22 protein-coding genes are annotated in these 20419 nt (G+C 68.4%); 13 read left to right on the top strand and 9 right to left on the bottom strand.

Annotated elements, in window-relative coordinates:
• Positions 1 to 15 precede the first annotated feature (15 nt).
• Positions 16 to 501, top strand: a complete 486-nt coding sequence (locus tag AC3DE2_RS02845) for a hypothetical protein (protein ID WP_488424992.1) — start codon at positions 16 to 18, stop codon at positions 499 to 501.
• A 49-nt stretch (positions 502 to 550) separates the two neighbouring features.
• On the opposite strand, the gene AC3DE2_RS02840 is transcribed toward AC3DE2_RS02845, so the two are convergent.
• On the bottom strand, positions 551 to 1276 hold the full coding sequence (locus tag AC3DE2_RS02840) for a polysaccharide deacetylase family protein (protein ID WP_488424991.1): 726 nt from the start codon (positions 1274 to 1276) through the stop codon (positions 551 to 553).
• The gene (locus AC3DE2_RS02835; protein ID WP_488424990.1) at positions 1273 to 2361 is read right to left on the bottom strand and encodes a glycosyltransferase family 4 protein; all 1089 of its coding nucleotides are present in this window, start codon (positions 2359 to 2361) and stop codon (positions 1273 to 1275) included. The genes AC3DE2_RS02840 and AC3DE2_RS02835 overlap by 4 nt, the downstream gene beginning before the upstream one ends.
• Before the next feature lie 397 nt (positions 2362 to 2758).
• Here AC3DE2_RS02835 and AC3DE2_RS02830 point away from each other — a divergent pair, with 397 nt between their 5' ends.
• The gene (locus AC3DE2_RS02830; RefSeq protein WP_488424989.1) at positions 2759 to 3775 is read left to right on the top strand and encodes a T6SS immunity protein Tli4 family protein; all 1017 of its coding nucleotides are present in this window, start codon (positions 2759 to 2761) and stop codon (positions 3773 to 3775) included.
• 81 nt (positions 3776 to 3856) lie between these two features.
• On the opposite strand, the gene AC3DE2_RS02825 is transcribed toward AC3DE2_RS02830, so the two are convergent.
• Entirely contained in the window at positions 3857 to 4459 is a 603-nt protein-coding gene (locus tag AC3DE2_RS02825) for a hypothetical protein (RefSeq protein WP_488424988.1), read from the bottom strand.
• Positions 4460 to 6400: 1941 nt separating this feature from the next.
• Between AC3DE2_RS02825 and AC3DE2_RS02820 the strand changes: the two genes are divergently transcribed.
• From AC3DE2_RS02820 to AC3DE2_RS02795, 6 genes are all read left to right on the top strand, one after another.
• The gene (locus tag AC3DE2_RS02820; RefSeq protein ID WP_488424987.1) at positions 6401 to 7735 is read left to right on the top strand and encodes a hypothetical protein; all 1335 of its coding nucleotides are present in this window, start codon (positions 6401 to 6403) and stop codon (positions 7733 to 7735) included.
• Between the two features lie 89 nt (positions 7736 to 7824).
• Entirely contained in the window at positions 7825 to 8520 is a 696-nt protein-coding gene (locus AC3DE2_RS02815; RefSeq protein ID WP_488424986.1) for a hypothetical protein, read from the top strand.
• A 1111-nt stretch (positions 8521 to 9631) separates the two neighbouring features.
• A complete protein-coding gene (locus AC3DE2_RS02810) occupies positions 9632 to 9991 on the top strand; it encodes a hypothetical protein (protein ID WP_295378396.1) in 360 nt (119 codons plus the stop codon).
• 90 nt (positions 9992 to 10081) lie between these two features.
• A complete protein-coding gene (gene proC / locus AC3DE2_RS02805) occupies positions 10082 to 10921 on the top strand; it encodes a pyrroline-5-carboxylate reductase (RefSeq protein ID WP_488424985.1) in 840 nt (279 codons plus the stop codon).
• 14 nt (positions 10922 to 10935) lie between these two features.
• On the top strand, positions 10936 to 11400 hold the full coding sequence (locus tag AC3DE2_RS02800) for a DUF4426 domain-containing protein (RefSeq protein ID WP_295378398.1): 465 nt from the start codon (positions 10936 to 10938) through the stop codon (positions 11398 to 11400).
• 98 nt (positions 11401 to 11498) lie between these two features.
• Entirely contained in the window at positions 11499 to 12917 is a 1419-nt protein-coding gene (locus tag AC3DE2_RS02795; protein WP_488424984.1) for an MFS transporter, read from the top strand.
• 43 nt (positions 12918 to 12960) lie between these two features.
• Here AC3DE2_RS02795 and AC3DE2_RS02790 read toward each other — a convergent pair whose 3' ends face one another.
• From AC3DE2_RS02790 to pdxH, 3 genes are read right to left on the bottom strand one after another with little or no spacing between them, the layout of a single operon-like run.
• Positions 12961 to 13755 (bottom strand): cobalamin-binding protein, encoded by a 795-nt coding sequence (locus tag AC3DE2_RS02790; RefSeq protein WP_488424983.1) that lies wholly within the window; start codon positions 13753 to 13755, stop codon positions 12961 to 12963.
• Between the two features lie 2 nt (positions 13756 to 13757).
• Positions 13758 to 14213 carry an aminoglycoside 6'-N-acetyltransferase gene (gene aac(6'), locus AC3DE2_RS02785; RefSeq protein ID WP_295378401.1) on the bottom strand — a complete coding sequence of 152 codons (456 nt, stop codon included), beginning with the start codon at positions 14211 to 14213 and terminating at the stop codon, positions 13758 to 13760.
• Entirely contained in the window at positions 14210 to 14812 is a 603-nt protein-coding gene (gene pdxH, locus AC3DE2_RS02780) for a pyridoxamine 5'-phosphate oxidase (RefSeq protein ID WP_295378402.1), read from the bottom strand. Before pdxH ends, aac(6') begins: the two co-directional genes overlap by 4 nt.
• A gap of 62 nt (positions 14813 to 14874) precedes the next feature.
• Here pdxH and AC3DE2_RS02775 point away from each other — a divergent pair, with 62 nt between their 5' ends.
• Positions 14875 to 15741, top strand: coding sequence for a kinase (locus AC3DE2_RS02775; protein WP_488425244.1), 867 nt, complete (start codon positions 14875 to 14877; stop codon positions 15739 to 15741).
• 28 nt (positions 15742 to 15769) lie between these two features.
• Here the strand turns inward: AC3DE2_RS02775 and AC3DE2_RS02770 are convergent, their stop codons facing one another.
• The gene (locus tag AC3DE2_RS02770; RefSeq protein WP_141453826.1) at positions 15770 to 15973 is read right to left on the bottom strand and encodes a dodecin family protein; all 204 of its coding nucleotides are present in this window, start codon (positions 15971 to 15973) and stop codon (positions 15770 to 15772) included.
• Positions 15974 to 16068: 95 nt separating this feature from the next.
• Between AC3DE2_RS02770 and AC3DE2_RS02765 the strand changes: the two genes are divergently transcribed.
• Both AC3DE2_RS02765 and aroB read left to right on the top strand, forming a co-directional pair.
• Positions 16069 to 16611, top strand: coding sequence for a shikimate kinase (locus AC3DE2_RS02765; RefSeq protein ID WP_295378404.1), 543 nt, complete (start codon positions 16069 to 16071; stop codon positions 16609 to 16611).
• Positions 16608 to 17717 (top strand): 3-dehydroquinate synthase, encoded by a 1110-nt coding sequence (aroB, locus tag AC3DE2_RS02760; protein ID WP_295378405.1) that lies wholly within the window; start codon positions 16608 to 16610, stop codon positions 17715 to 17717. The genes AC3DE2_RS02765 and aroB overlap by 4 nt, the downstream gene beginning before the upstream one ends.
• A gap of 274 nt (positions 17718 to 17991) precedes the next feature.
• Here aroB and AC3DE2_RS02755 read toward each other — a convergent pair whose 3' ends face one another.
• Together AC3DE2_RS02755 and AC3DE2_RS02750 are read right to left on the bottom strand one after the other, a co-directional pair.
• Positions 17992 to 18303 carry a cupin domain-containing protein gene (locus tag AC3DE2_RS02755; protein WP_488424982.1) on the bottom strand — a complete coding sequence of 104 codons (312 nt, stop codon included), beginning with the start codon at positions 18301 to 18303 and terminating at the stop codon, positions 17992 to 17994.
• Positions 18304 to 18358: 55 nt separating this feature from the next.
• Positions 18359 to 18985 (bottom strand): cysteine hydrolase family protein, encoded by a 627-nt coding sequence (locus AC3DE2_RS02750; protein ID WP_295380532.1) that lies wholly within the window; start codon positions 18983 to 18985, stop codon positions 18359 to 18361.
• Positions 18986 to 19080: 95 nt separating this feature from the next.
• Between AC3DE2_RS02750 and AC3DE2_RS02745 the strand changes: the two genes are divergently transcribed.
• Positions 19081 to 20034 (top strand): GlxA family transcriptional regulator, encoded by a 954-nt coding sequence (locus AC3DE2_RS02745; protein WP_295380525.1) that lies wholly within the window; start codon positions 19081 to 19083, stop codon positions 20032 to 20034.
• 29 nt (positions 20035 to 20063) lie between these two features.
• Positions 20064 to 20315, top strand: a complete 252-nt coding sequence (locus tag AC3DE2_RS02740) for a WGR domain-containing protein (RefSeq protein ID WP_141453834.1) — start codon at positions 20064 to 20066, stop codon at positions 20313 to 20315.
• Positions 20316 to 20419: the final 104 nt, after the last annotated feature.

The following is a 20419-nucleotide window of genomic DNA, read 5'->3' as shown; positions in this document are numbered from 1 at the left end:
CATCGATGAAGGGGAATGGCATTGCTTGAAATCTGGAATCAGGCGGACGTCGTTGGGAAAGGCATCCTGCTGTTCGCTCCGCTGTGGCTGTGCGGAATAGCGGTGTTTTTCCTGCGCTTCTGGCCTTACACCGTGGTGGCGAGAAGGCTGCGTGCCTTCCCCCGGCACAATGCTCCCGTCCGCAGGTTGAGGCCCATCGAGCGCGACATGCTTTGCCGCCTGTATCCCGAGCTCACGGGGCGGGAGGATGTTTTCGTGCTGAAAGGCGCCTACCGGGTCATCGTGACCCGCCATGGTCGCCACCATACAGGTGCGTCCTATCTGCACCTGCTCGACGGCATTCCGATCAACGTGCGGCTGGACGGGATCGAAACGTTCCTGACGGCGGAAGGCAATGTCGCCCAGGTGGTGTTGACCCGTGAGCACGCGGTGATTGTCGCGCTGAACGGAAAATACCGGCTTGGGCGCGGGGTTCCACTGACCGCAGCGCCCCAAGCCTGACTCATTCCAACGCCGCGGCCCGCCTGGACGAAGGCCGGCGGCCCCCGGTTCACGACCGATCGCCGTAACGAGTTTCCAGCTTCAGCCAGAACTGCAACAGATGATGCTGGTTGAGCACGTGTACGCGTGGCACCCGCAGCGGATCCACGCCCATGCGCGCGCGGCCACGCACGATGGTGGTCGCGCCCTCGAATCCCGCGGCACGCACCGCCTCCACCACCCGATCATCGTGCGCGCCCCAGGGATAGCAGAACTGGGAGACACGGACGCCGAAGCGATCCTCCAGCGCGCGCTTGCCGCCGCCCACTTCGTCTTCCAGGCGCGCATCGTCCAGGGTGGTCAGCCGCGCATGGGTGCGGGTATGCGCGCCCAGTTCCATGCCGGCGTCGATCCATTCGCGCAGCGCGCCTTCCCCGGCCAGGGGGCTGCTCACGCCCAGCACGTCCTCGGACCAGACATTGCGCTGGCCGATCCGCTCGGACACCACGTAGCAGGTGGCGCGATGGCCATGCCGTTGCAGGATCGGCAGCGCGGTGTCGATGTTGTCGAGAAAGCCATCGTCGAAGGTCAGCGCGCACAGCTTTTCCCGCGAAGGCACGCCGCCCTGCAGGACCGCATGCGCCTCGTTCATGGTCACGCCGCGATAGCCGCAGTGTGCCAGCAGCCGCATCTGCCGCTCGAACGCCCCGGCGCCGACGAAAATGCTCCGGCGCCGGCTGCCTTTCGGTACCGGGCCGATGCTGTGGTACATCAGGACCGGCAGCACCCCGCTCACGACTGCTCCAGCAGGCGCCGGTACAGCGACACCGTGGCGTGGGTCATGGTCCGGGCGCTGAAGCGCGCCTGCTGGGTTTCGAGCGCGCGCGTTCCCAGCCACAGGCGTTCGGCGGGGTCGAGCAGTTTCTTCAGCTGCCAGGCCAGGTCATGCGCATCGTCGGAGGCAAACAGCAGGCCGTTGTCGCCGTCGGCGATCACTTCCGGCATGCCGCCGGTCCTTGCGGCGATCACCGGCAATCCCACCGACATCGCCTCCAGCAACGACAGCGACAGCGCTTCGCTGCGCGAAGGCTGCACGAACACGTCCATGCCCCGCAGCAGGGCCGTCACGTCATCGTGATAGCCGGTCAGGTGCACGCGACCGCCCAGTCCCAGGCGCTCGGCCAGCCGCACCAGCTCGTCCGGCCAGGCACCCACAGGGTCGCCAAGCAGGAAAAGATCGAACGGTGCACCCACCGCGCCGAGCAGGGACAGCGCCCGCACCACCAGGTCGTGGCCCTTGTGCGGCACCATCCGGCCGACCATGCCGATCGCCAACCGGTCCGGCGCCATGCCCAGGCATTCGCGCGCCGCCGTCCGCTCCGCCTCGCGCGTCCCGGCAAGGGTATCGACGCCGTTGTAGATGCGTTCGATCCGCGCCGCCGGCAGTCCCTTGGTGATCAGGAAATCCCGCACGGCCTCGGACACCGCGATCATCCGCTGGTTGCGGCGGAATCCCTTCCAGGTCTGCAGCGAGTGGATGGTGGCGACGGAGCGGCAGCGTCCGAAACATCCGGCCAGCGCGCTGTAGAACGCGCTGCGGCGCGAGTGGCCATGGACCACCTGGATGTCGCGCTCACGCACCAGCCGGCGCAGGCGCAGGTGGGTGGCAGGATCAAACAGGCCACGGAAGCGCAATGGCGCCCACTCCAGTCCCTCGTCATCCGCGCGCCGCTGCAGCCACGATCCGGCCTGCAATGCCAGGGTCACCATATGGCCCGCATCACGCAGGCCCCGGCTCAGCGACAGCACCTGCCGTTCCAGGCCGCCATAGCCTTGGGTATGGACGACCTGCAGCAATCGAAGAGAGCGGAGTGAAGACATGGGAAGGAAGCGCACAAAAATGTGACGCGACCTTGCCGTCCAGCTCCCCGCCAAACCATCGGACAACTCTGAATTTCTCCCCGACGAGGCGCCTATCCCGTTTGAAGCATCACGCGTGTCCCGCCGCGCGATCTCACCGCACCGGGCAGCCGGTGACATATCCGCGATACCCCTTCCGGCTTCGGAACCGTTTTAAGAACAATCCTAGGTCGCAGGGGTGAGCGAGCTCCTACGCTGTGCCCTTTCGCGCGCGCTGTCCGTTGGCTTCGCCCTCCCCGCCGGCGGCTCTTGCCTTCTCCGTTGCGGGCAAACCCGCTGACCCGTGGTCCGCGCGCAAATGCAATTGCCGATACCGTCCGGCTTGCCGCCGGTGTTCCCATGACAAAGGAAATTCACCATGCGCATCCGCCTTCCGCTCGGCGTGCTTGGACTGGTCCTGCTGCTCAGCATGACCGGCTGCGCTTCGTTTTCGGCTTCCCGGCATTCCTCCCTGGACACAACCGGCTGGGTGACCCATTGCTTTGGCCGCTTTCTGATCGACCTGCCTCCTGATGCGACCCTCAGGACCTACTACCTGTTGGAGGACGGCCACATCGAGCGCCTGTACGACACGCCCGCCGGACTTGCCGAGAGGATTTCCCGCCGCGAGCACGATCTCAGGACGCAGGCATACGACCCTCACGATAGTCTGTTCGTTCGTCGCGTCGAGTTCGGCGAAAACTCGACGGGCCTGCTGTCCCGGTCCACTGATGTGGCCAATGCCTATTTGCTGGATACCTATGTCGTGGCCCAGCCGGCAGGCCATGCCTACCACTGGGCGGGACGGCCATCGGCGGACAGGGTGCCGTCGGCCATGGAATTCTCGGCCGCGCTGGCGCGCAATCTTCGCTCCCGCGGCCCCCGGGAGATCCCCGGCGAACCGGGCTTCTGCATCGACCGCGCTTACCTGGCGGGAGACAGCGTTCAAACGGAGAGATACGGCGTGGGGATCATTTTTTCCGACCACCCAGGCGTGAACTTCGAGTTTCGCGTCCATCCGCGGAACGTCCGGAAAGGCCGATCGCGGCGGATCAGCGGCCTCAAGGAGCTGCTGCCGCCCAGTTCGACCGACATGAAAAAGCTGCGAAACGGGAAGCGCCGGGGCGGGCATCTTCGCGCGGAACAGTATCTGGTGGCGGGCGGCGACCAGGGCCAGCGCGGTTACACCTTCCTGTGGCGGGTCCCAGGCAAGGAGGGCTCACGGAGCGAGCCACGCCTCACCGCCGTGATGGGGACCGCGGAACGCAGCGACGTGGGCAGCGGTCATCCGCCGCCGGCCTTCACGTCGGACCACGAGGCACTGGCGTTGTGGAACGCGATCGTCGGCTCGATCCGTGCGCGTCCGACTTCACCGTCATTGCCGCGGCCGCATTGATGCGGGAAAAGATCGCGATGGGCGACCGACGACACCATCCGCCGCCCATCGCTGAAGGTACGAGGTCTCTGGCGCGGGCGATCAGTCCTCCCCCGCCGCTTCGTCAGTGTCTCCGCGCTGGGCTTGCAACGCATCCGCCAGCGCCAGCGGCAACGGCAACGGCAGATTGCCCAGGTATTCGGCCAGTTCGTGGCCCAGCAGGTCCTCGTGATCGCGGAAGAACACCGGGCCGCTCGTCAGCGTCCACCCGTCCTCGATGCGACGCCAGCCGCGCGCGCTGCGCACCAGCAAGCCGCCCATGTCCAGCGCGCCGGCAAGCGTGATGTTGTCCTCGCTGATGTGCAGCGTGATATCGGCCGAGACACGGGCCCGCGTGGCTTCGGGGGTAGTTGGACGGTGCGTGACGGGAGCGCTCTGGATGTCCTCAGGATCCGGTTGCTGCGGATGACGCGGGTGTTTCGCGAGAACGGCTGGGGCGCGATCACGTTCCTGGTCCTTGCGAAGGCAATCGTGGATCTGGCGCAGCGTCAGGTTGCCAACCGGCGTGCCGGATGCCCGCAGGCGGTCGCACAGGATCCACCATGCGTCGGGATTCCAATCCAGGGTGTCGGCGATGGCGTTGAAGTAGGTCGTCAGTTGCGTAGATGGGTGGCTGCCCTGGGCAGCTCGAGCGTGCTTGCGCATGGTGCGGGGACTCCGTAGGTGGACTGAGTTCCACCGCCCCGACTGCAATCAGGGCGGCGGACGGCACGGGTTGCAGTACCGGCCTACGGACCGGCGGGGCCGAAGCCCCCCACGTACCGCCCGCCATGAAGCTGGCAGGGCTGCGCCCATCAAATGCAAGGGAAACAAAATGCGCCGTGCATTTTTCTGATGGGCGCTGGTGCGCCGTAGGAGTCGAGACTGCAATCCCGGTCGCCGAATTTGAGGCGACGCGGGGATGCTGGATCCGCTCCCCTGCGCCCGTCAACGCACATTGAATCAATGATCTGCCTCTGACATTTATGACGTCAAGGGTGAGAAATGCCGCGCGAAAAGTGGCGCTGGTGGTTCCGGCGGGCCCCCACCCCAGCCCTCCCCCGCAAGCGGAGGAGGGAGCTGCATGCGCGTTTCGCTCGTTTCCCGCGAGCGGTGAACGCTGAGGAAAGAGCCCGCCTCGCCGACGTCCCGCCCCTTCCCCCGCGCGCGGGGGAAGGCTGGGATGGGGACACCTTCCGCGCGCCATCTTGCGAAGAAAAAGTGGCGCTCATGGGTTCGCGCTTGCCCCCACCCCAGCCCTCCCCGCAAGCGGAGGAGGGAGCCGTGTGCGTGTTTCGCTCGTTTCCCGGGAGCGGTGAACGCTGAGGAAAGAGCCCGCCTCGCCGACGCTCCTGCCCCTTCCCCCGCGTGCGGGGGAAGGCTGGGATGGGGACACCTTCCGCGCGCCATCCTGCGAAGAAAAAGTGGCGCTCATGGGTTCCCGCTTGCCCCCACCCCAGCCCTCCCCCGCAAGTGGAGGAGGGAGCCGTGTGCGTGTTTCGCTCATTTCCCGCGAGCGGTGAACGCTGAGGAAAGAGCCCGCCTCGCCGACGTCCCGCCCCTTCCCACGCGTGCGGGGGAAGGCTGGGATGGGGACACCTTCCGCGCGCCATCTTGCGAAGAAAAAGTGGCGCTCATGGGTTCCGCTTGCCCCCACCCCGGCCCTCCCCCGCAAGCAGAGGAGGGAGATGTTTGCGTGTTTCGCTCGTTTCCCGCGAGCGGTGAACGCTGAGGAAAAAGCCCGCCTCGCCGACGTCCCGCCCCTTTCCCCGCGTGCGGGGGAAGGCTGGGATGGGGGCGCCTTCCGCGCGCCATCCTGCGAAGAAAAAGTGGCGCTCATGGGTTCCCGCTTGCCCCCACGCCAGCCCTCACCCGCAAGTGGAGGCGGGAGCTGCATGCGTGTTTCGCTCATTTCCGGTAAGCGGTGAACACCGAGGAAAAAGTCCGCCTCGCCGACGTCCCGCCCCTTCCCCCGCGTGCGGGGGAAGGCTGGGATGGGGGCGCTTTCCGCGCCGGCGCCGTTTAAGAGCATTCCTACTCCCTTCCACAATCCATAGGCCTAGGCTCACCGCTTTTGCACGACGGCATCCAGGTCCATGTTCGTTCGCAAATCTCCGTCGCCTCTTCCGGGCCCCGCGATGAAACGCGATTCGCGACGGCCCGCCGCCGTGGCCGTGCTGCTGACGCTTTTCACGCCATGCGCATGGAGTGATCCACGCCAGGCAGAGCCCGACGTGCAACACGTGGCGGAATGGTATCTGGGCGCTTATCTGTCCGGTGACGCCGACAGCGCGCGGAATCTGTATGAGTACCTGCATGGCTCGCTGGAAGGCTCCGAGCATTCCCGGAAAAACGACGCCGCATGGGAGAAGCAACAAATCCTCTTGAATAGACATGAATCATTCTCCTCCTCCCTAAGACGCCCGATGCGTGCGTCGGCGCTGGCCCCCACCCCAGCCCTCCCCCGCGCGCGGGGGAGGGAGCCGTGTGCGTGCGTGGCTCCTTTCCTGCGAAGGAGCCGCCGTGTCTGTGCATGCGCTCCCCCGCAAGCGGAGGAGGGAGCCGTGCGCGTGTTCCCTTATTTTGCAAATTCTGAAAGGAGAAGACATGAGAAGCCGCCAGCCGTTTGATTTCTTGACGGGTCGTTGGCGCCAGCGCATGCCCCTGCTGGTGCTGCTCGCGGCTGTCGGCTTTGACCTGCATGCCGAAGCACCCGTCTCCGTGGTGGAAGCGGCCGATATCCATCTGCAAGCCTATCTCCAGGCCGAGGCAGGGCAAGTGGAGCGGCTCTCGAACTATCTGCGCAACGAGACGCCTTCGTCATGCGCGGAGAGATGCGACATCCCTTTGCTGCCCGAAGTCGCGGTCGAACGCCGCCTGGGGGAGGTGCTCGCGGAGCGCGGCATGGCGGAGCCGGCGCTTTCCGCACGCATCGGCGCGATCACGCAGGCGATGACACAGGGAGTGCGCCGCTCGCGCTGCCATGCGCTGGACGCATCCAGCCACTTCTTCGGGTCCTCCACACCGGAAGAGGCCAACGAAGCGATAGTCCGCTTCCGCTGCGATCTGCCCGATGCCGCCGTCGCGCTGCGCCAGGCCACGACCCTGCGGGAACACGGCGACAACCTGTCGGTGGACGCGCTGTTGCGCACGCACATGGAGGCCGCCGTGGCCCTGCGAAGGGCACCACTGCGAACGATCGATGGGGAGATGCTGATGCACCGCGATACCGGCGGCGCCTGGCGGACGATGCTGCCGGCCCAATGGATGGAATGCTTCCTGGCCCTGCTGGAACATGCCGATGCGCCAGCCACCGCGGTGCCGGCGGCCAATCGGTATCTGCGGGCGCATCTGGGCTTCGCCGCCACGGATCGGCAACAGCTGGAGGATTATCTGCAATCCGCGCGGGATCCGGCATGGGACGAACCGGGCGCCACGCTGGCGGATCTGCTGACCTCACTCGGGCAGGACCACACATGGGACGAGGAAGCACCCATTGCGCGGCTGACGGCGACCTTCGTGACCCGTCGCGAAAGCAGCCAACTCGTCCGCCTGTTTGACGGGATACCCGAGCAGCGCATCCGTGCGCTCTCCCGACAGATGGTCGCCGTCATGAAAGCGGCACAATGCACGGCCACGCAGGTGGACGCGCTCCCCCTGGAGTACAGCCATCACGTGCGCGTGTCCGTCCGCTGCCAGCTTCCGGACATTTCCGCGGCCGTCGCGACGGTCCAGCAACGTGCCGACGCCGGTGTTCCGGTCACCCGGGAAGATGTGGACGCCTTGATCGCCGCGCTCGCGTCACCCGTCCGGCATGCCCGCACCAGTTCGCTGGGATTGGCCCTCATCGGCGTGCGCGGCGATACCTGGTACGTGCACCCGAACAAGATCTTCGACATGGGACTGACGATGCTGTTTTCGGCAGGGCAGGACGCGCCATGAGTCTTTGCGAGCGTTCTTTCGTTCCGGCGAACGCGCGGGCCGTCCGGCGTTCCCGAAAATTCGCATGCATCTTCTTTCCAGGAACGCTGTTGGCCTACCTCCTCACGGCAACGAATGCCCTCTGCATGTCTTCGACGCCGGAAAAGGATCCTGCGGAGGTCACCCGGCTCTATCTTTCGACCTATCTCAACGGCGACACCGACAGCGCGCGCGAGTTGCATGCCTATTTGCACGGAAACACGGCGGAATTCGAGTCCTCGGACGAGTACCGCACGGTCAAGGCCAAGCAGGACATGCTCTCGCGCATGCGGGATCTGCCGCTGGCCGACATCGCACTGCAGGACTGGACGTTCCCGGATGGCGATGGCGGCGGACAACTCGAACCCAGCCTGCGCCGGGTGCTTGAACAGACCGCGCGACTGTTGTTCGAAGCCTCCTGCGACGTTTCCGGGCACCGCATAGACCACATGCCGGGAAAGCCGCCGATGGCGTCCGTGGCTTTCCGTTGTCTTTTTCCGCAAGCCCCCCCGCTGTCGGACGCGCCGGTAGCGACCGCACGGGAACTCGCCGCCATCCTGGACCGGTACACGGCATCGATGACACGCGAGACAGGCCGGCGCGAATGGGATTTCAGCTTCACGCTTCGGCAATCGGCTGACGGGCGCTGGCGCTCGGAGGACGCGGACATTCTGCTGATGCGCCTGGCACTGTCTTCCCGGGAGGCGTTCGATACGACGTCCGGCGATATGCGCGACCCGCCGGGGCCTGATTCCAAGTGGCCGTGATACCAGGCCCGCATATCCGCAGGGAATCGACAGGAAGCCAGCCTGCTCCTTCCCCCGCATGTGGGGGAAAGTTGGGATGAGGAGTGCTTTCCGCGCGCCATCATGCAGAGAAAAAGCGACATGCATGTGTCCCGGCGGCCCCAGCCCAGCCCTCCCCTGCAAGCGGAGGAGGGAGCTATGTGCGTGTTTCGCTCGTTTCCCGCGAGCGGTGAACACTGACGAAGGAAGCCCGCTGCCCGCGCCGCACCCCTTCCCCCGCGTGCGGGGGAAGGTTGGGATGGGGGCGCTTTCGGCGCGCCACCACGCGGAGAAATTAGGCGTTCATGGGTTCCGGCTGGCCCCCACCCCAGCCCTCCCCCGCAAGCGGAGGAGGGAGCTGTTTGCGTGTTTTGCTCGTTTCCCGCGAGCGGTGAACACTGACGAAGGAAGCCACTCTGCCGGCACCTGCCCCTTCCCCCGCGTGCGGGGGAAGGCTGGGATGGGGGCGCTTTCCGCGCGCCATCATGCGGAGCAAAGTAGCGCACACGGATTCCCGCTTGCCCCCACCCCAGCCCTCCCCCGCAAGCGGAGGAGGGAGCTGTTTGCGTGTTTTGCTCGTTTCCCGCGAGCGGTGAACACTGACGAAGGAAGCCCGCTGCCCGCGCCGCACCCCTTCCCCCTCGGGGGCGCTTTCCGCGCGCCATCACGCGGAGAAATTGGGTGCTCATGGGTTCCGGCTTGCCCCCACCCCAGCCCTCCCCCGCAAGCGGGGGAGGGAGCTGTTTGCGTGTTTTTCTCGTTTCCCGCGAGCGGTGAACACTGACGAAGGAAGCCCGCTGCCAGCGCCGCACCCCTTCCCCGCGTGCAGGGGAACGTTGGGATGGTGGCGCTTTCCGCGCGCCATCATGCGGAGCAAAGTAGCGCACACGGATTCCCGCTTGCTCCCACCCCAGCCCTCCCCCGCAGGCGGGCGAGGGAGCCGTTTGCGTGTTCCGCTCGTTTCCTCGCGGGTGTCGCTCCTTCCCCCGCCTGCGGGGGAAGGTCGGGATGGGGGCGAGTCTGTCATCGCTCGGAGCGGCGCATGCGTCGGCGAGCCCCCACCTCACCCCGCCATGACACCTGAAGGTCTGGAATGAATCTGCCCCTGTCTCCGGTCCAGCGATTCGGCGCCGCCGCGTTCACGCTGTTCGTTCTGCCGCTGCTGGCGTATGTCGCGTGCATCGGTTACTGGCTGCCGGCGTGCGGCAAGGCGGGTTGGGCCTTTGCGCTCATCGCGCTGCTGGGCGGCAGCCTGGTGGCGCCCGCCGTCGCGGGCATCGCATGGGCGGCGGGGCTGGGAGCGATGTTCGCGTGGCACCTGCATCGCGTACGGAAACACCGGCGATTGTCCATCCTGCTGTCCGATGCGGCGATTCTGGCGGTGGTGCTGTTTTTCGTCGGCGTCATGCTCGGCGCGACGCTGGGCCAGGGTGGGAGTTGCAGCCTGCTCTAGCGTTGGCACGGACCGGCGCGCGGGTGTGCCGGCCCTTGCCGGTGCGGAGGCTGCGCTAGAATCAACGCGGTTTTCCAACGGACCGCGTCCATGCCATCGCCCTCCTCGCCTTCGTCCAACACGCTCGCCTTCATCGGCGGCGGCAACATGGCGCGCAGCCTGATCGGCGGGCTGATCGCGCGCGGCCACGCGCCGGAGCGCATCCATGTGGCCGAGCCGGTGGAAGCGTTGCGCGAGGCGCTGGCGCGGGACTTTGGCGTACGGGTCCATGCAAGTGCCGCCGATGCCGCCGCCGACGCCGATATCTGGCTGCTGGCGGTCAAGCCGCAGGTGATGCGCACGGTCTGTGCGGATCTGACCGCGCTGGCGCAGGCGCGGCGTCCGCTGGCGATCTCGATCGCCGCCGGCATCACCGCCGCGCAGCTGGAGCGCTGGCTGGGCGGCGACGTGGCGGTGGTGCGGGCGATGCCGAACACGCCGGCGCTGTTGGGCGCGGGCATCACCGGGCTGTATGCGAATGATCGCGCCGATGCCGCGCAGCGCGACGACGCCGCGGCGTTGCTGGCGGCGGTGGGGCCGACGGTGGCGATTGCCGACGAAGCGCTGATGGATGCGGTCACCGCGGTGTCCGGCAGCGGACCGGCCTACGTGTTCCTGCTGGCCGAGGCGATGCAGGCGGCCGGCGAAGCCGAAGGCCTGCCGCCGGACGCGGCGCGCCAGTTGGCCACGCAGACCCTGCTGGGCGCGGCGCGCATGCTGGTCGAATCCGGCGAGCCGGCCGGCGTGCTGCGCGCGCGGGTGACGTCCCCGAACGGCACCACCCAGGCCGCCATCGAAACCTTCCAGGCCGGCGGCTTCGAGGCCCTGGTGGCGAAGGCCATCCATGCCGCCACCGAACGCGGACGCCAGTTGTCCGCCGCCAACGACTGAGACCGACACCCGCCATGAAAATGATCAAGACCGCCTGGATGGCCTGCGCCCTTTCGCTCGCGCTGGCCGCGTGCTCGTCCGGCGAAGCGCCGCGCGTGGCCGAGTTCGTGCCGCCGGTGCAAGCGCAGCAGGATTTCGGTTCCCTGCGCGTGCACTTCAACGCGCTGCCGACGCTGTCGCTGAGCGAGGCGGTGGCGCGCGAATACCAGGTCCAGCGCGAGCCGGGAACGGCGCTGGTGGTCATCGCCCTGCGCCAGGTCAGCGGCGGCGAGGAAACCGTCACCGAGGGCGACGTCGAGGGCGAGGCGCGGGATCTGTCCGGCAAGCGGCAGGCGCTGGCGTTCCGCGCGGTGCGCACCGGCGACTATGTCGATCACATCGGCACGCTCAAGGTGGGACCGCGCGACACCTACCGCTTCGATCTGACCGTGCGCGTGGACGGCCGCAGCGAGAAGCTGCAGTTCCAGCGCAATTTCTGAGCGTCTTCCGCCGGCAACGAGCGCGCCTGAGCGAAGCGGTTGACCTCAACCGCGCTTGAGGGCGCAAGCTTCGCGCCCCCCACTCCGCCGCTGTCTCCATGGAATCCCCTTCCCTTTCCTCCTCTTCCTCCCCGTCGCCGGACGCCGCGGAGGCATCCGCCACGATGCCGCCTGCCGCGCCCATGGACGGCGTGCTGGCGCCGCGTCATCGCGCGATGACGGTGGGCATGGTCGCGCTGGTCTCGCTGGGCGCGTTCGAGGCGCTGGCGGTGGCGACCGCGATGCCGACCGTCGCGCGTGCGCTGGATGGCCTGTCGCTGTACGCGCTGGCGTTCGCCGGCACCCTCGCGGCGAGCGTGGTCGGCATGGTGCAGGCCGGCCTCGCCAGCGACAGGCATGGTCCGGGGCGCGTGGTCTGGTGGGGCGTGTCGTGGTTCGTCGCCGGCCTGATCGTGGCGGGGCTGGCGCCGAACATGCCGGTGCTGCTGCTCGGGCGCATCGTGCAGGGCTTCGGCGGCGGCGCGATGTCGGTGGCGCTGTACGTGGTGGTGGCGCGCGCCTATCCGGAATCACTGCGCCCGCGCGTGTTCGCCGCGTTTTCGGCGGCCTGGGTGGTGCCCTCGCTGGTCGGGCCCAGCCTGAGCGGACTGATCGTCGAACACGTTGGCTGGCGCTGGGTGTTCCTGGCGGTGCCGCTGCTGGCGATTCCGGCCGCGTTGGCATTGCGGCCCGGTCTGAAGGCGCTGCCGACGACGAGCGCCGGAACAACGACCGGGGGCTCGCTGTTGCCCTGGGCCGGGCTCGCGGCACTGGCCGCCTGCCTGTTGCATCTGGCCGGACAGCGGCACGATGCGTTGGGTGCAGTGCTGCTGGCGGCGGCGCTGCTCGCGTTGATCGCGGCGACGCGCAAGCTGTTGCCGACGGGCAGCCTGAGCCTGCGGCGCGGCCTGCCCAGCGTGATCGCGCTGCGCGGGCTGGCGAGCGCGACCTTCTTCGGTACCGAGGTATTCATTCCGCTGATGCTGGCGCAGCAGTTCGGACTCTCGCCGCTGTGGGCGGGCGTGGCGCTGAGCGTCGGCGCGCTGGGCTGGTCGATGGGTTCGTGGTACCAGGGCAACACGCGCCGGCCATGGTCGCGCGCGACGCTGCTGCGCATCGGCCTGTCGATGATGGCGATCGGCATCCTGCCCTTGCCGCTGGCGATATTCCTGCCGGGTGGCCTGGGGCTGGCGCTGGTCGGCTGGGCAGTCACCGGCATCGGCATGGGCCTGACCTACCCCAGCCTGTCGGTACTGACGCTCTCGCTTTCTCCTCCGCAGGCGCAGGGCCGCAACAGTTCCGCCTTGCAGTTGATGGACGCGCTGGCGATCGCGACGGTGCTGGCGCTGGCCGGCTCGCTGGTGGCGGCGCTGCTGGATCGCGCGCCGACGCTGGCATTCGGACTCAGCTTCGGCCTGACCGCCGCGTTGGCGGTCGTCGGCGCGTTGCTGGCCGGACGCGTGCGTCCGGCCGGTTGAGGGAGAATCACGGCGCGTGCGTCCGGCCGCTTGAAAGCCGGTCTCAGGACCGCTTCGCCGCCCAGGCCTGGATGATCGCGGCGATGGCATTCACGCCGTCGGTGAGCGCGGCGGGACCGGGCTGGAGGATCAGCGGCGATTTGATTTCGTGCAGTTCGCCGTCGCGCACCGCCGGAATCGTGTCCCAGCCGGGCCGCGCGGCGACGCGCTCGGGGCGGAATTTCTTGCCGCACCACGAGCCCAGGATGATGTCCGGCGCGCGCCGGACGACTTCGTCGCCGTTGGCGAGGATGCGCTGCTTCGCCAGCGGTTCGGCGGACAACTCGGGAAACACGTCGTCGCCGCCGGCGATGCGGACGATCTCGGCGACCCAGCGGATGCCGGTGATGATCGGTTCGTCCCATTCCTCGAAGTACACGCGCGGGCGACGCGGCAACGTGGCCGCGGCCTGCTCGATGGCGCGCAGCCCGGCCTCGATGCCGTCGGCATAGGCGTTCGCCTTGTCGGTCGCGCCGACCAGCGCGCCGAGGCGGCGGATGTAGTCGAGGATGCCATCCACGCTGCGATGGTTGGCGATCCACACTTCCACGCCCTGCTTGATCAGCTCGGCGGCGATCTCCGACTGGATGTCGGAAAAGCCGATCGCCAGATCCGGTTTGAGCGCCATGATCTCGCCGATCTTGGCGCTGGTGAAGGCGCTGACCTTGGGCTTCTCGCGGCGCGCCTGCGGCGGCCGCACGGTAAAACCGCTGATGCCGACGACGCGCTGCTGCTCGCCGAGCGCGTACAGCGTTTCGGTGGGTTCCTCGGTGAGGCAGACGATGCGTTGCGGGCCCATGCTCAGTCGTCCAGCCGCTTGCGGAAATACACCACGCGCTCGGTTTCCTCGAAGCCGCAGGCGGCGTGCGCGGCCTGGCTGTCGCGGTTGTCGAGCAGCGCGTCGGACGCCAGTTCACTGCAACCCTGCGCGCGCGTCCACGCTTCCACCGCCTGCACCAGCGCGCGGCCGATGCCGCGTCCGCGCCAGGCCGGATCCACATACCAGCCTTCCAGGAACCCGACCGGCGAAGCTTCGGTGCCGTTGACGTAGTCGTGGCGCAGGCTGGCCTCGGCGAACGCGACTACCTGTCCGTCCGTGTCGGTGGCGAGGAACCCGGCCGCATCGCCGGCGAGGAAATCCAGGATGTCGGCGGCCTGCTGGCTGGCACTGTCCATCGGCCATAGATCCTGGCGCAGGCGCGCCCAGCCGGCGGTGTCACGGGGTTGCGCCTGGCGGATGCTCCAGCCATCGCTCACGGGAACAGCATCCGCTTGCTCCACTGGCCGGACGCATCGCGTTCGTAGCGCCAGCGCTCGTGCAGGCGGAACTGCGCGCCGTACCAGAACTCGAACGCTTCCGGGATGACCCGGAAACCACTCCAGCCGGCCGGACGCGGCACGTCCTTTCCGGCGAAGCGCGCTTCGGTCTCGGCGATGCGCGCGTCGAAGGCCTCGGCCGAGGCCAGCGTTTCGGATTGTTGCGAGGCCCAGGCGCCGATCTGGCTCATGCGTGGACGCGAGGCGAAATAAGCGTCGGCCTCGGCGGCGTCCACCTGCTCCACCGCGCCCTCGATGCGCACCTGGATGCCGGCGTCGCGCAGGCTGCGCCACAGGAACAGCAGCGCCGCGCGCGGATTGGTTTCCAGTTCGCGGCCCTTGTGGCTGTGCAGGTGGGTGTAGAACACGAAGCCGCGTTCGTCGAACGCCTTCAGCAGCACGGTGCGCGCGGAGGGATGGCCGTCCGGGGTGGCGGTCGCCACGGTCATGGCGTTGGCTTCCAGTTCGCGCGGGGAAGCCTGGGCTTCCTCGTAGAGTCCGGCGAACGTGGTCAGGGCTTGGGCATACAGGTCGGTCATTGCGCACCCGGCAGAGGGAAGGTGCCGCGCGGTGCGCGGCGGTCATGCGCTATTGTCGCGCGATGTCCGCATCCACGCACCCCGGCCACGATGATGGGTTCGCGCCCGAATGGGTCGAGACCGCGCTGGCCGACGCGCTGTCAGTGCCCGTGGCGGTGCCGGTGCTGGCGATCAGCGGCCTGCAGGGGTCGGGAAAATCCACGCTCGCCGCCCAGATCGCCAGCCTCGCGCGCCAGCGCGGACGGCGTCCGGCGGTGCTGTCCATCGACGACGTCTACCTGACCCGCGCCGAACGGCGGCGGCTGGCCCACGACGTCCATCCGCTGCTCGCCACCCGTGGCCCGCCCGGCACGCACGACGTGGATCTGGCGTGTGGGTTGCTGGATGCGTTGCGCGCGGGCCGGCCAGCGGTGCTGCCGCGCTTCGACAAACTGGCCGACGATCGCGCACCGGAGCCGGCGTGGGAACGACTGGAGGCCGGCGCGGATCTGGTGATTTTCGAAGGCTGGTTCCTGGGCACGCCGGCCGAGGAAGAGGCCGCGTTGGGCGCGCCGTTGAACGCGCTGGAGCGCGAGCAGGATGCGGACGGCCGCTGGCGGCGGTACTGCAATGACGCGCTGCGCCGGGATTATCCGGCCCTGTGGCAACACTTCGACCGACTGTGGTTCCTGCAACCACCCGGCTTCGAGGTGGTCGCCGCTTGGCGCGAGCAGCAGGAGCGCGCTCTCGCCGGCGCGCGTCCCGGCGTCGCCGCGATGGACGCCGCCGGGGTGGCGCGCTTCGTGCAGTTCTTCGAACGGGTCAGCCGGCAGGCGCTGCGCACCCTTCCGGGCCTGGCGGATCGAATGCTGGTGCTGGACGAACAGCGGCGGCCCCTGCAGGAGCGACGTCAGTCGCGACCGGCATCGCGGGAAAGCCTTCGCGACTGACGTCGCTCCTGCAGGGATGCCGGTGGTTCTACGCCACCACGAAGCTGATCCGCAGGTTCACCCGCCATTCGGTGACATTGCCGGCGTCGTCGGTCACCACCTTGATCTCGTTGACCCATGCGCCCTTGATGCCCTTGACGGTTTCCGAGGTTTTCTTCAATCCAACCTTCACCGCGTCTTCCATGCTGGTCTTGGAGGCGGCATTGATTTCGATGATCTTGGCAACGGACATGGGTCGCTCCGGGAACAAGGCGGACGGGCCGCCGGGACGGCCACCGTAGGCCAGAACGTGTTAAGCCCCCGCCACGGGTGCTAGCATCCCCGGCGATGAATCCCGCCCCCAACCTCGTGCTGGTCGGCCCCATGGGCGCCGGCAAAACCTCGATCGGCAAGCGCGTCGCCGACCGGTTCGGGCTGGTGTTCGTCGATGCCGATCAGGCCATCGTCGAACGGGCGGGCGCGACCATTCCGGAGATCTTCGAGCACGCCGGCGAAGCCGGTTTCCGCGAGCGCGAGACCGCGGTGTTGCGCGAGCTGCTGGCCGGCGAAGGCCAGCTGATTTCCACCGGCGGCGGCGCGGTGCTGTCGGCCGACAACCGCGCCCTGCTGCGCCAGCGCGGTTTCGTCGTCCATCTGGGCGTGAGCGTGGAGGGCCAGCTCAAGCGCCTGGCCCGCTGCACCAACCGTCCGTTGCTGCAACGCCCCGATCGCGAACAGGTATTGCGCGAGATGGCGCAGGTACGGACGCCACTGTATGCCGAGATCGCCGATCTCAGCCTCGATACCGATCACCTGATGCCGCCGGACGCCACCCTGCGCCTGTGCCATCTGCTGGCCATCCGCTGGCAGCGCCAAGAGACCCCCGCATGAATCCGCTTTTCCGCACCGTCGATGTCGGCGGCGAGACGCCCTACACCATCACGATTGGTCCGGGCCTGCTGGCCGACGGCGCCGCGCTGGCCCGCCACGTGCGCGGTCGGCACGTCCTGCTGGTCAGCGATTCGACCGTGGCGCCGCTGTACGCGGCCGCCGTGCGCGAGGCGCTGCATGCCGCGCGGCCGGATCTGGGCATCGGCACCTTCGTGCTGCCCGCCGGCGAGGCGTCCAAGACGCTGGCGCATTTCGGCCACGCCATCGAGGCGCTGGCCACCCTCGGCGCGACCCGCGACGCCTGCGTGTTCGCGCTGGGCGGCGGCGTGGTCGGTGATCTGGCCGGCTTCGCCGCCGCATGCTGGATGCGCGGCGTGGACTGCGTGCAGTTGCCGACCACGCTGTTGTCGATGGTGGATTCCTCGGTCGGCGGCAAGACCGCGGTGGACATCCCGCAGGGCAAGAACCTGGTGGGCGCGTTCCACCCGCCGCGCGCGGTATTCGCCGATACCGCCGCGCTGGGCACGTTGCCGCCGCGCGAGCTGCGCGCCGGCCTGGCCGAGGTGATCAAGTACGGCGCGATCCGGGATCCGCTGTTCTTCCAATGGCTGGAAGCCGAGCGCGCCGCGCTGCTGGAGAGCGAGCCCACCGTGCTGGCGCAGGCCATCGCGCGCAGCTGCGAGCACAAGGCGGAGATCGTCGCGCGCGACCCGCTGGAGCGCGGCGAACGCGCGCTGCTCAACCTGGGCCACACCTTCGGCCACGCCATCGAGACCGAACAGGGTTACGGCAGTCCGGACAACGACAATCTCAACCACGGTGAAGCGGTGGCGGTGGGCATGGTGCTGGCGGCGCGGCTGTCGGCGCTACTCGGCATGGCGGACGACGCCGATACCGAGCGCTTGATCGTCTTGCTGCGGGCGTATGGCCTGCCGACCGCGATTCCGGCCGGGCTCGCACCCGACGCGCTGCTGTCGCGCATGCGCCTGGACAAGAAGAACCAGGCCGGCCGCCTGCGCCTGGTGCTGTGGCGCGGCATCGGCCGCGCCGAAGTGGTGCCGGATGTCGACGAGGCGCAGGTGTTGAAGGTGTTGGCGGCCGGTTGAGTTTCCCGTGGGAGCGACGTCGGTCGCGGTGAAGATTGCGGGAAAGTCCCATCGCGACTGAGTCGCTCCCATAGTCGTGTTGCGCGTGCGCGGACATGGTTCCTTACTTCGCCGTGCGCAGGAAACGGGCGAGCCACGGATTCAGCCCCTCCTCCGCTTGCGGGGATGACTGGGGGGCGAATGTTTTTTTCGGGGTTTCCAGACCGCTGAAAGCAGCCCCCATCCCAACCTTCCCCCGCACGCGGGGGAAGGGGTGCTGGCCGCGCGCTGCCGGCTAAATGCTGCCGGCGCGTTCGATCACCAGGATTCGCGCCACGCCGAGCGGTTCGGCGCGGTGCTCTGTGCCGGTGTATGCATGGAAAATGTCGCCGGGTTCCAGCAGCACCGCATGTTCGTCGCCCTGTTCACGCCAATGCATGCGCACCCGGCCGTCCATCACCGCGAATACTTCTTCGCCGTCATTCACGTGCCAGAGGTAAGGCTGGTCAGTCCAGTGCAGGCGCACGCTGACGTCGTCAAGACGGGCGATGTCGAGTGCGCCCCACGCCCGTTCGGCGGTGTAGTCGCGGCTGCGAATGAGGTTCATGGGTGTTCCGTGGAGGTAGTGGTATCGAGACGACACGAACTCTGTAGGATTCGGGTCAGGCGATTGCTTCGCGGGCGCGCAGGTTGGACTGCGGCACGTTGTCGACCGGCAGGGCTTGCTGCGCGTCGAGCGCGGCGATCCACTCGGCGGTGGAGGCGACCGCGGCGAAGTTGCTGTGGAAGACCACGCTGAAGACCCGGTGGATTTCCTCGGCGCTGGCCGAGCCGGCCGCGTTGGCATAGGGCAGCGCGCCGGTGGCGTCGTGCAGGAATTCCATCCGCAGGCCGCGGTGCGCGCCTTCGTAGATCGTGGAGGCATCGCAGTTGTGGGTCATGTAGCCGACCACGGTGAGGGTGTCGATGTCGCGCGCGGCCAGCCAGTCGGCCAGGTCGGTGCCGGTGAAGGCGCTGGCGAGCGACTTGCCGATGTAGTGGTCGCGCGGGCGGCGAGCCACTTCCGGGTGCAATTCCCAGCTGTCGGTGCCCGGCACGAACACCGGTGCGCCGGCCGGGGCGCTGTGCTGGACCACGATGACGGGGATGTTGCGGGCGCGGGCGGCGTCCATCGCCTCCAGCAGCCTGGGCAGCGATTGGGCCACCGGCGGGTGCTCGATGGGCAACTGGCCGGTGAAGTACTCGTTCTGGACGTCGATGACGATGAGGGCGCGGCGGGGCGATGACATGGCATTGGGTTCCGGTGGGAGGGGTGGCGGCATTCTGGGCGGCGGGCCGGAACCCCACGAGTGGCCCGAAGCTCATCTTTCGATAGAATCGGGCCATGTCCCTGCATCGCATCGCCGTGGTCGCCTTCGACCGCATCAGTCCCTTCCACCTGTCGGTGCCCTGCCTGGTGTTCGAATCCCGGCCGGCGCCGGGCATGCCCGACTTCGATCTCCGCGTCTGCGCGGTGGAGCCCGGCCCGCTGCGCACCGACGCCGGCTTCGCCCTGCAGCCAGAACACGGCCTGGAAGGACTGGAAGGCGCGGACACCGTGGTCGTGCCGTCGTGGCGGGATCAGGACGAACCGGCGCCCGAGGCGTTGCGCCAGGCGCTGCGCCGGGCCCATGCGAACGGCGCCCGGCTGGTGGGCCTGTGCCTGGGCACATTCGTGCTCGCCGACGCCGGCCTGCTGGACGGCCGCCCGGCCACCACCCACTGGGCGGCGCTGGACACGTTTTCCCGTCGCTACCCGCGAGTGCGGCTTGAACCGGACGTGCTGTACGTGGATGACGGCGAGCTGCTGACCTCGGCCGGCACCGCCGCCGGCATCGACTGCTGCCTGCACTTGGTCCGGCGCGAACACGGCGCCGAGGTGGCCAACCGCATCGCCCGCCGGCTGGTGGTGGCGCCACACCGCCAGGGCGGCCAGACCCAGTACATCGAGCAGCCATTGCCGGCCGACCCCGGCGACGACCGCCTGCGGGCGGTGCTGGCCTGGGCGCTGGCGCACCTGGACCAGCGGCTGGGCGTGGACGAACTGGCCGACCGGGCGCTGATGAGCCGACGCACTTTCACCCGCCGATTCCGCCGCGCCACCGGTGCCAGCGTCGGCGACTGGCTGGCCCACCAGCGGCTGGCGCGGGCGCAGCAACTGCTGGAGACCACCGACCGGCCGCTGGATCACGTCGCCGCCGAGGCCGGCTTCGGCAGCGCGGTGTCGCTGCGACAGCGCTTCGCCGCCGCCCTGGGCACCTCGCCCTCGGCCTACCGGCGCAGCTTCCGCGGCGGCTGAACGGCCGCCGCTTCGCTACAATCCGCCCCATGCGCGTCTTCCTGCAGCAACGCCCCGAGACGGGCGAAGCTCCCCGCTACGTCCAGCTGACCCTGCAACCGGACCTGTTCGGCGGCTGGGAGCTGCTGCGCGAAAGCGGCCAGATCGGCGGGCGCGCGCAGCTCAAGCGCGAGCAATATCTGCTGCAGTCCGAGGCCGATGCGGCCTTCGAGAAGGCCCGCGACACGCACATCAAGCGTGGCTACCAGATCACGTTCACGCAGGGAGCACCGCAGCCGTGAGCATCTCCGCGGCGGCCGCTCTCCGCGCCGCCTGACCGGCCTGTCCGCCTCCCCGCGCCGCGCCGCGCATTTTTCCCCCACCCGGCGATTCCACCGCCGGACTC

The sequence above is a fragment of the Pseudoxanthomonas sp. 68-E7 genome (genome assembly GCF_057773145.1).
Note: the sequence above shows the minus strand (reverse complement) of the source record. Positions and strands in the feature narration are given on the sequence as shown.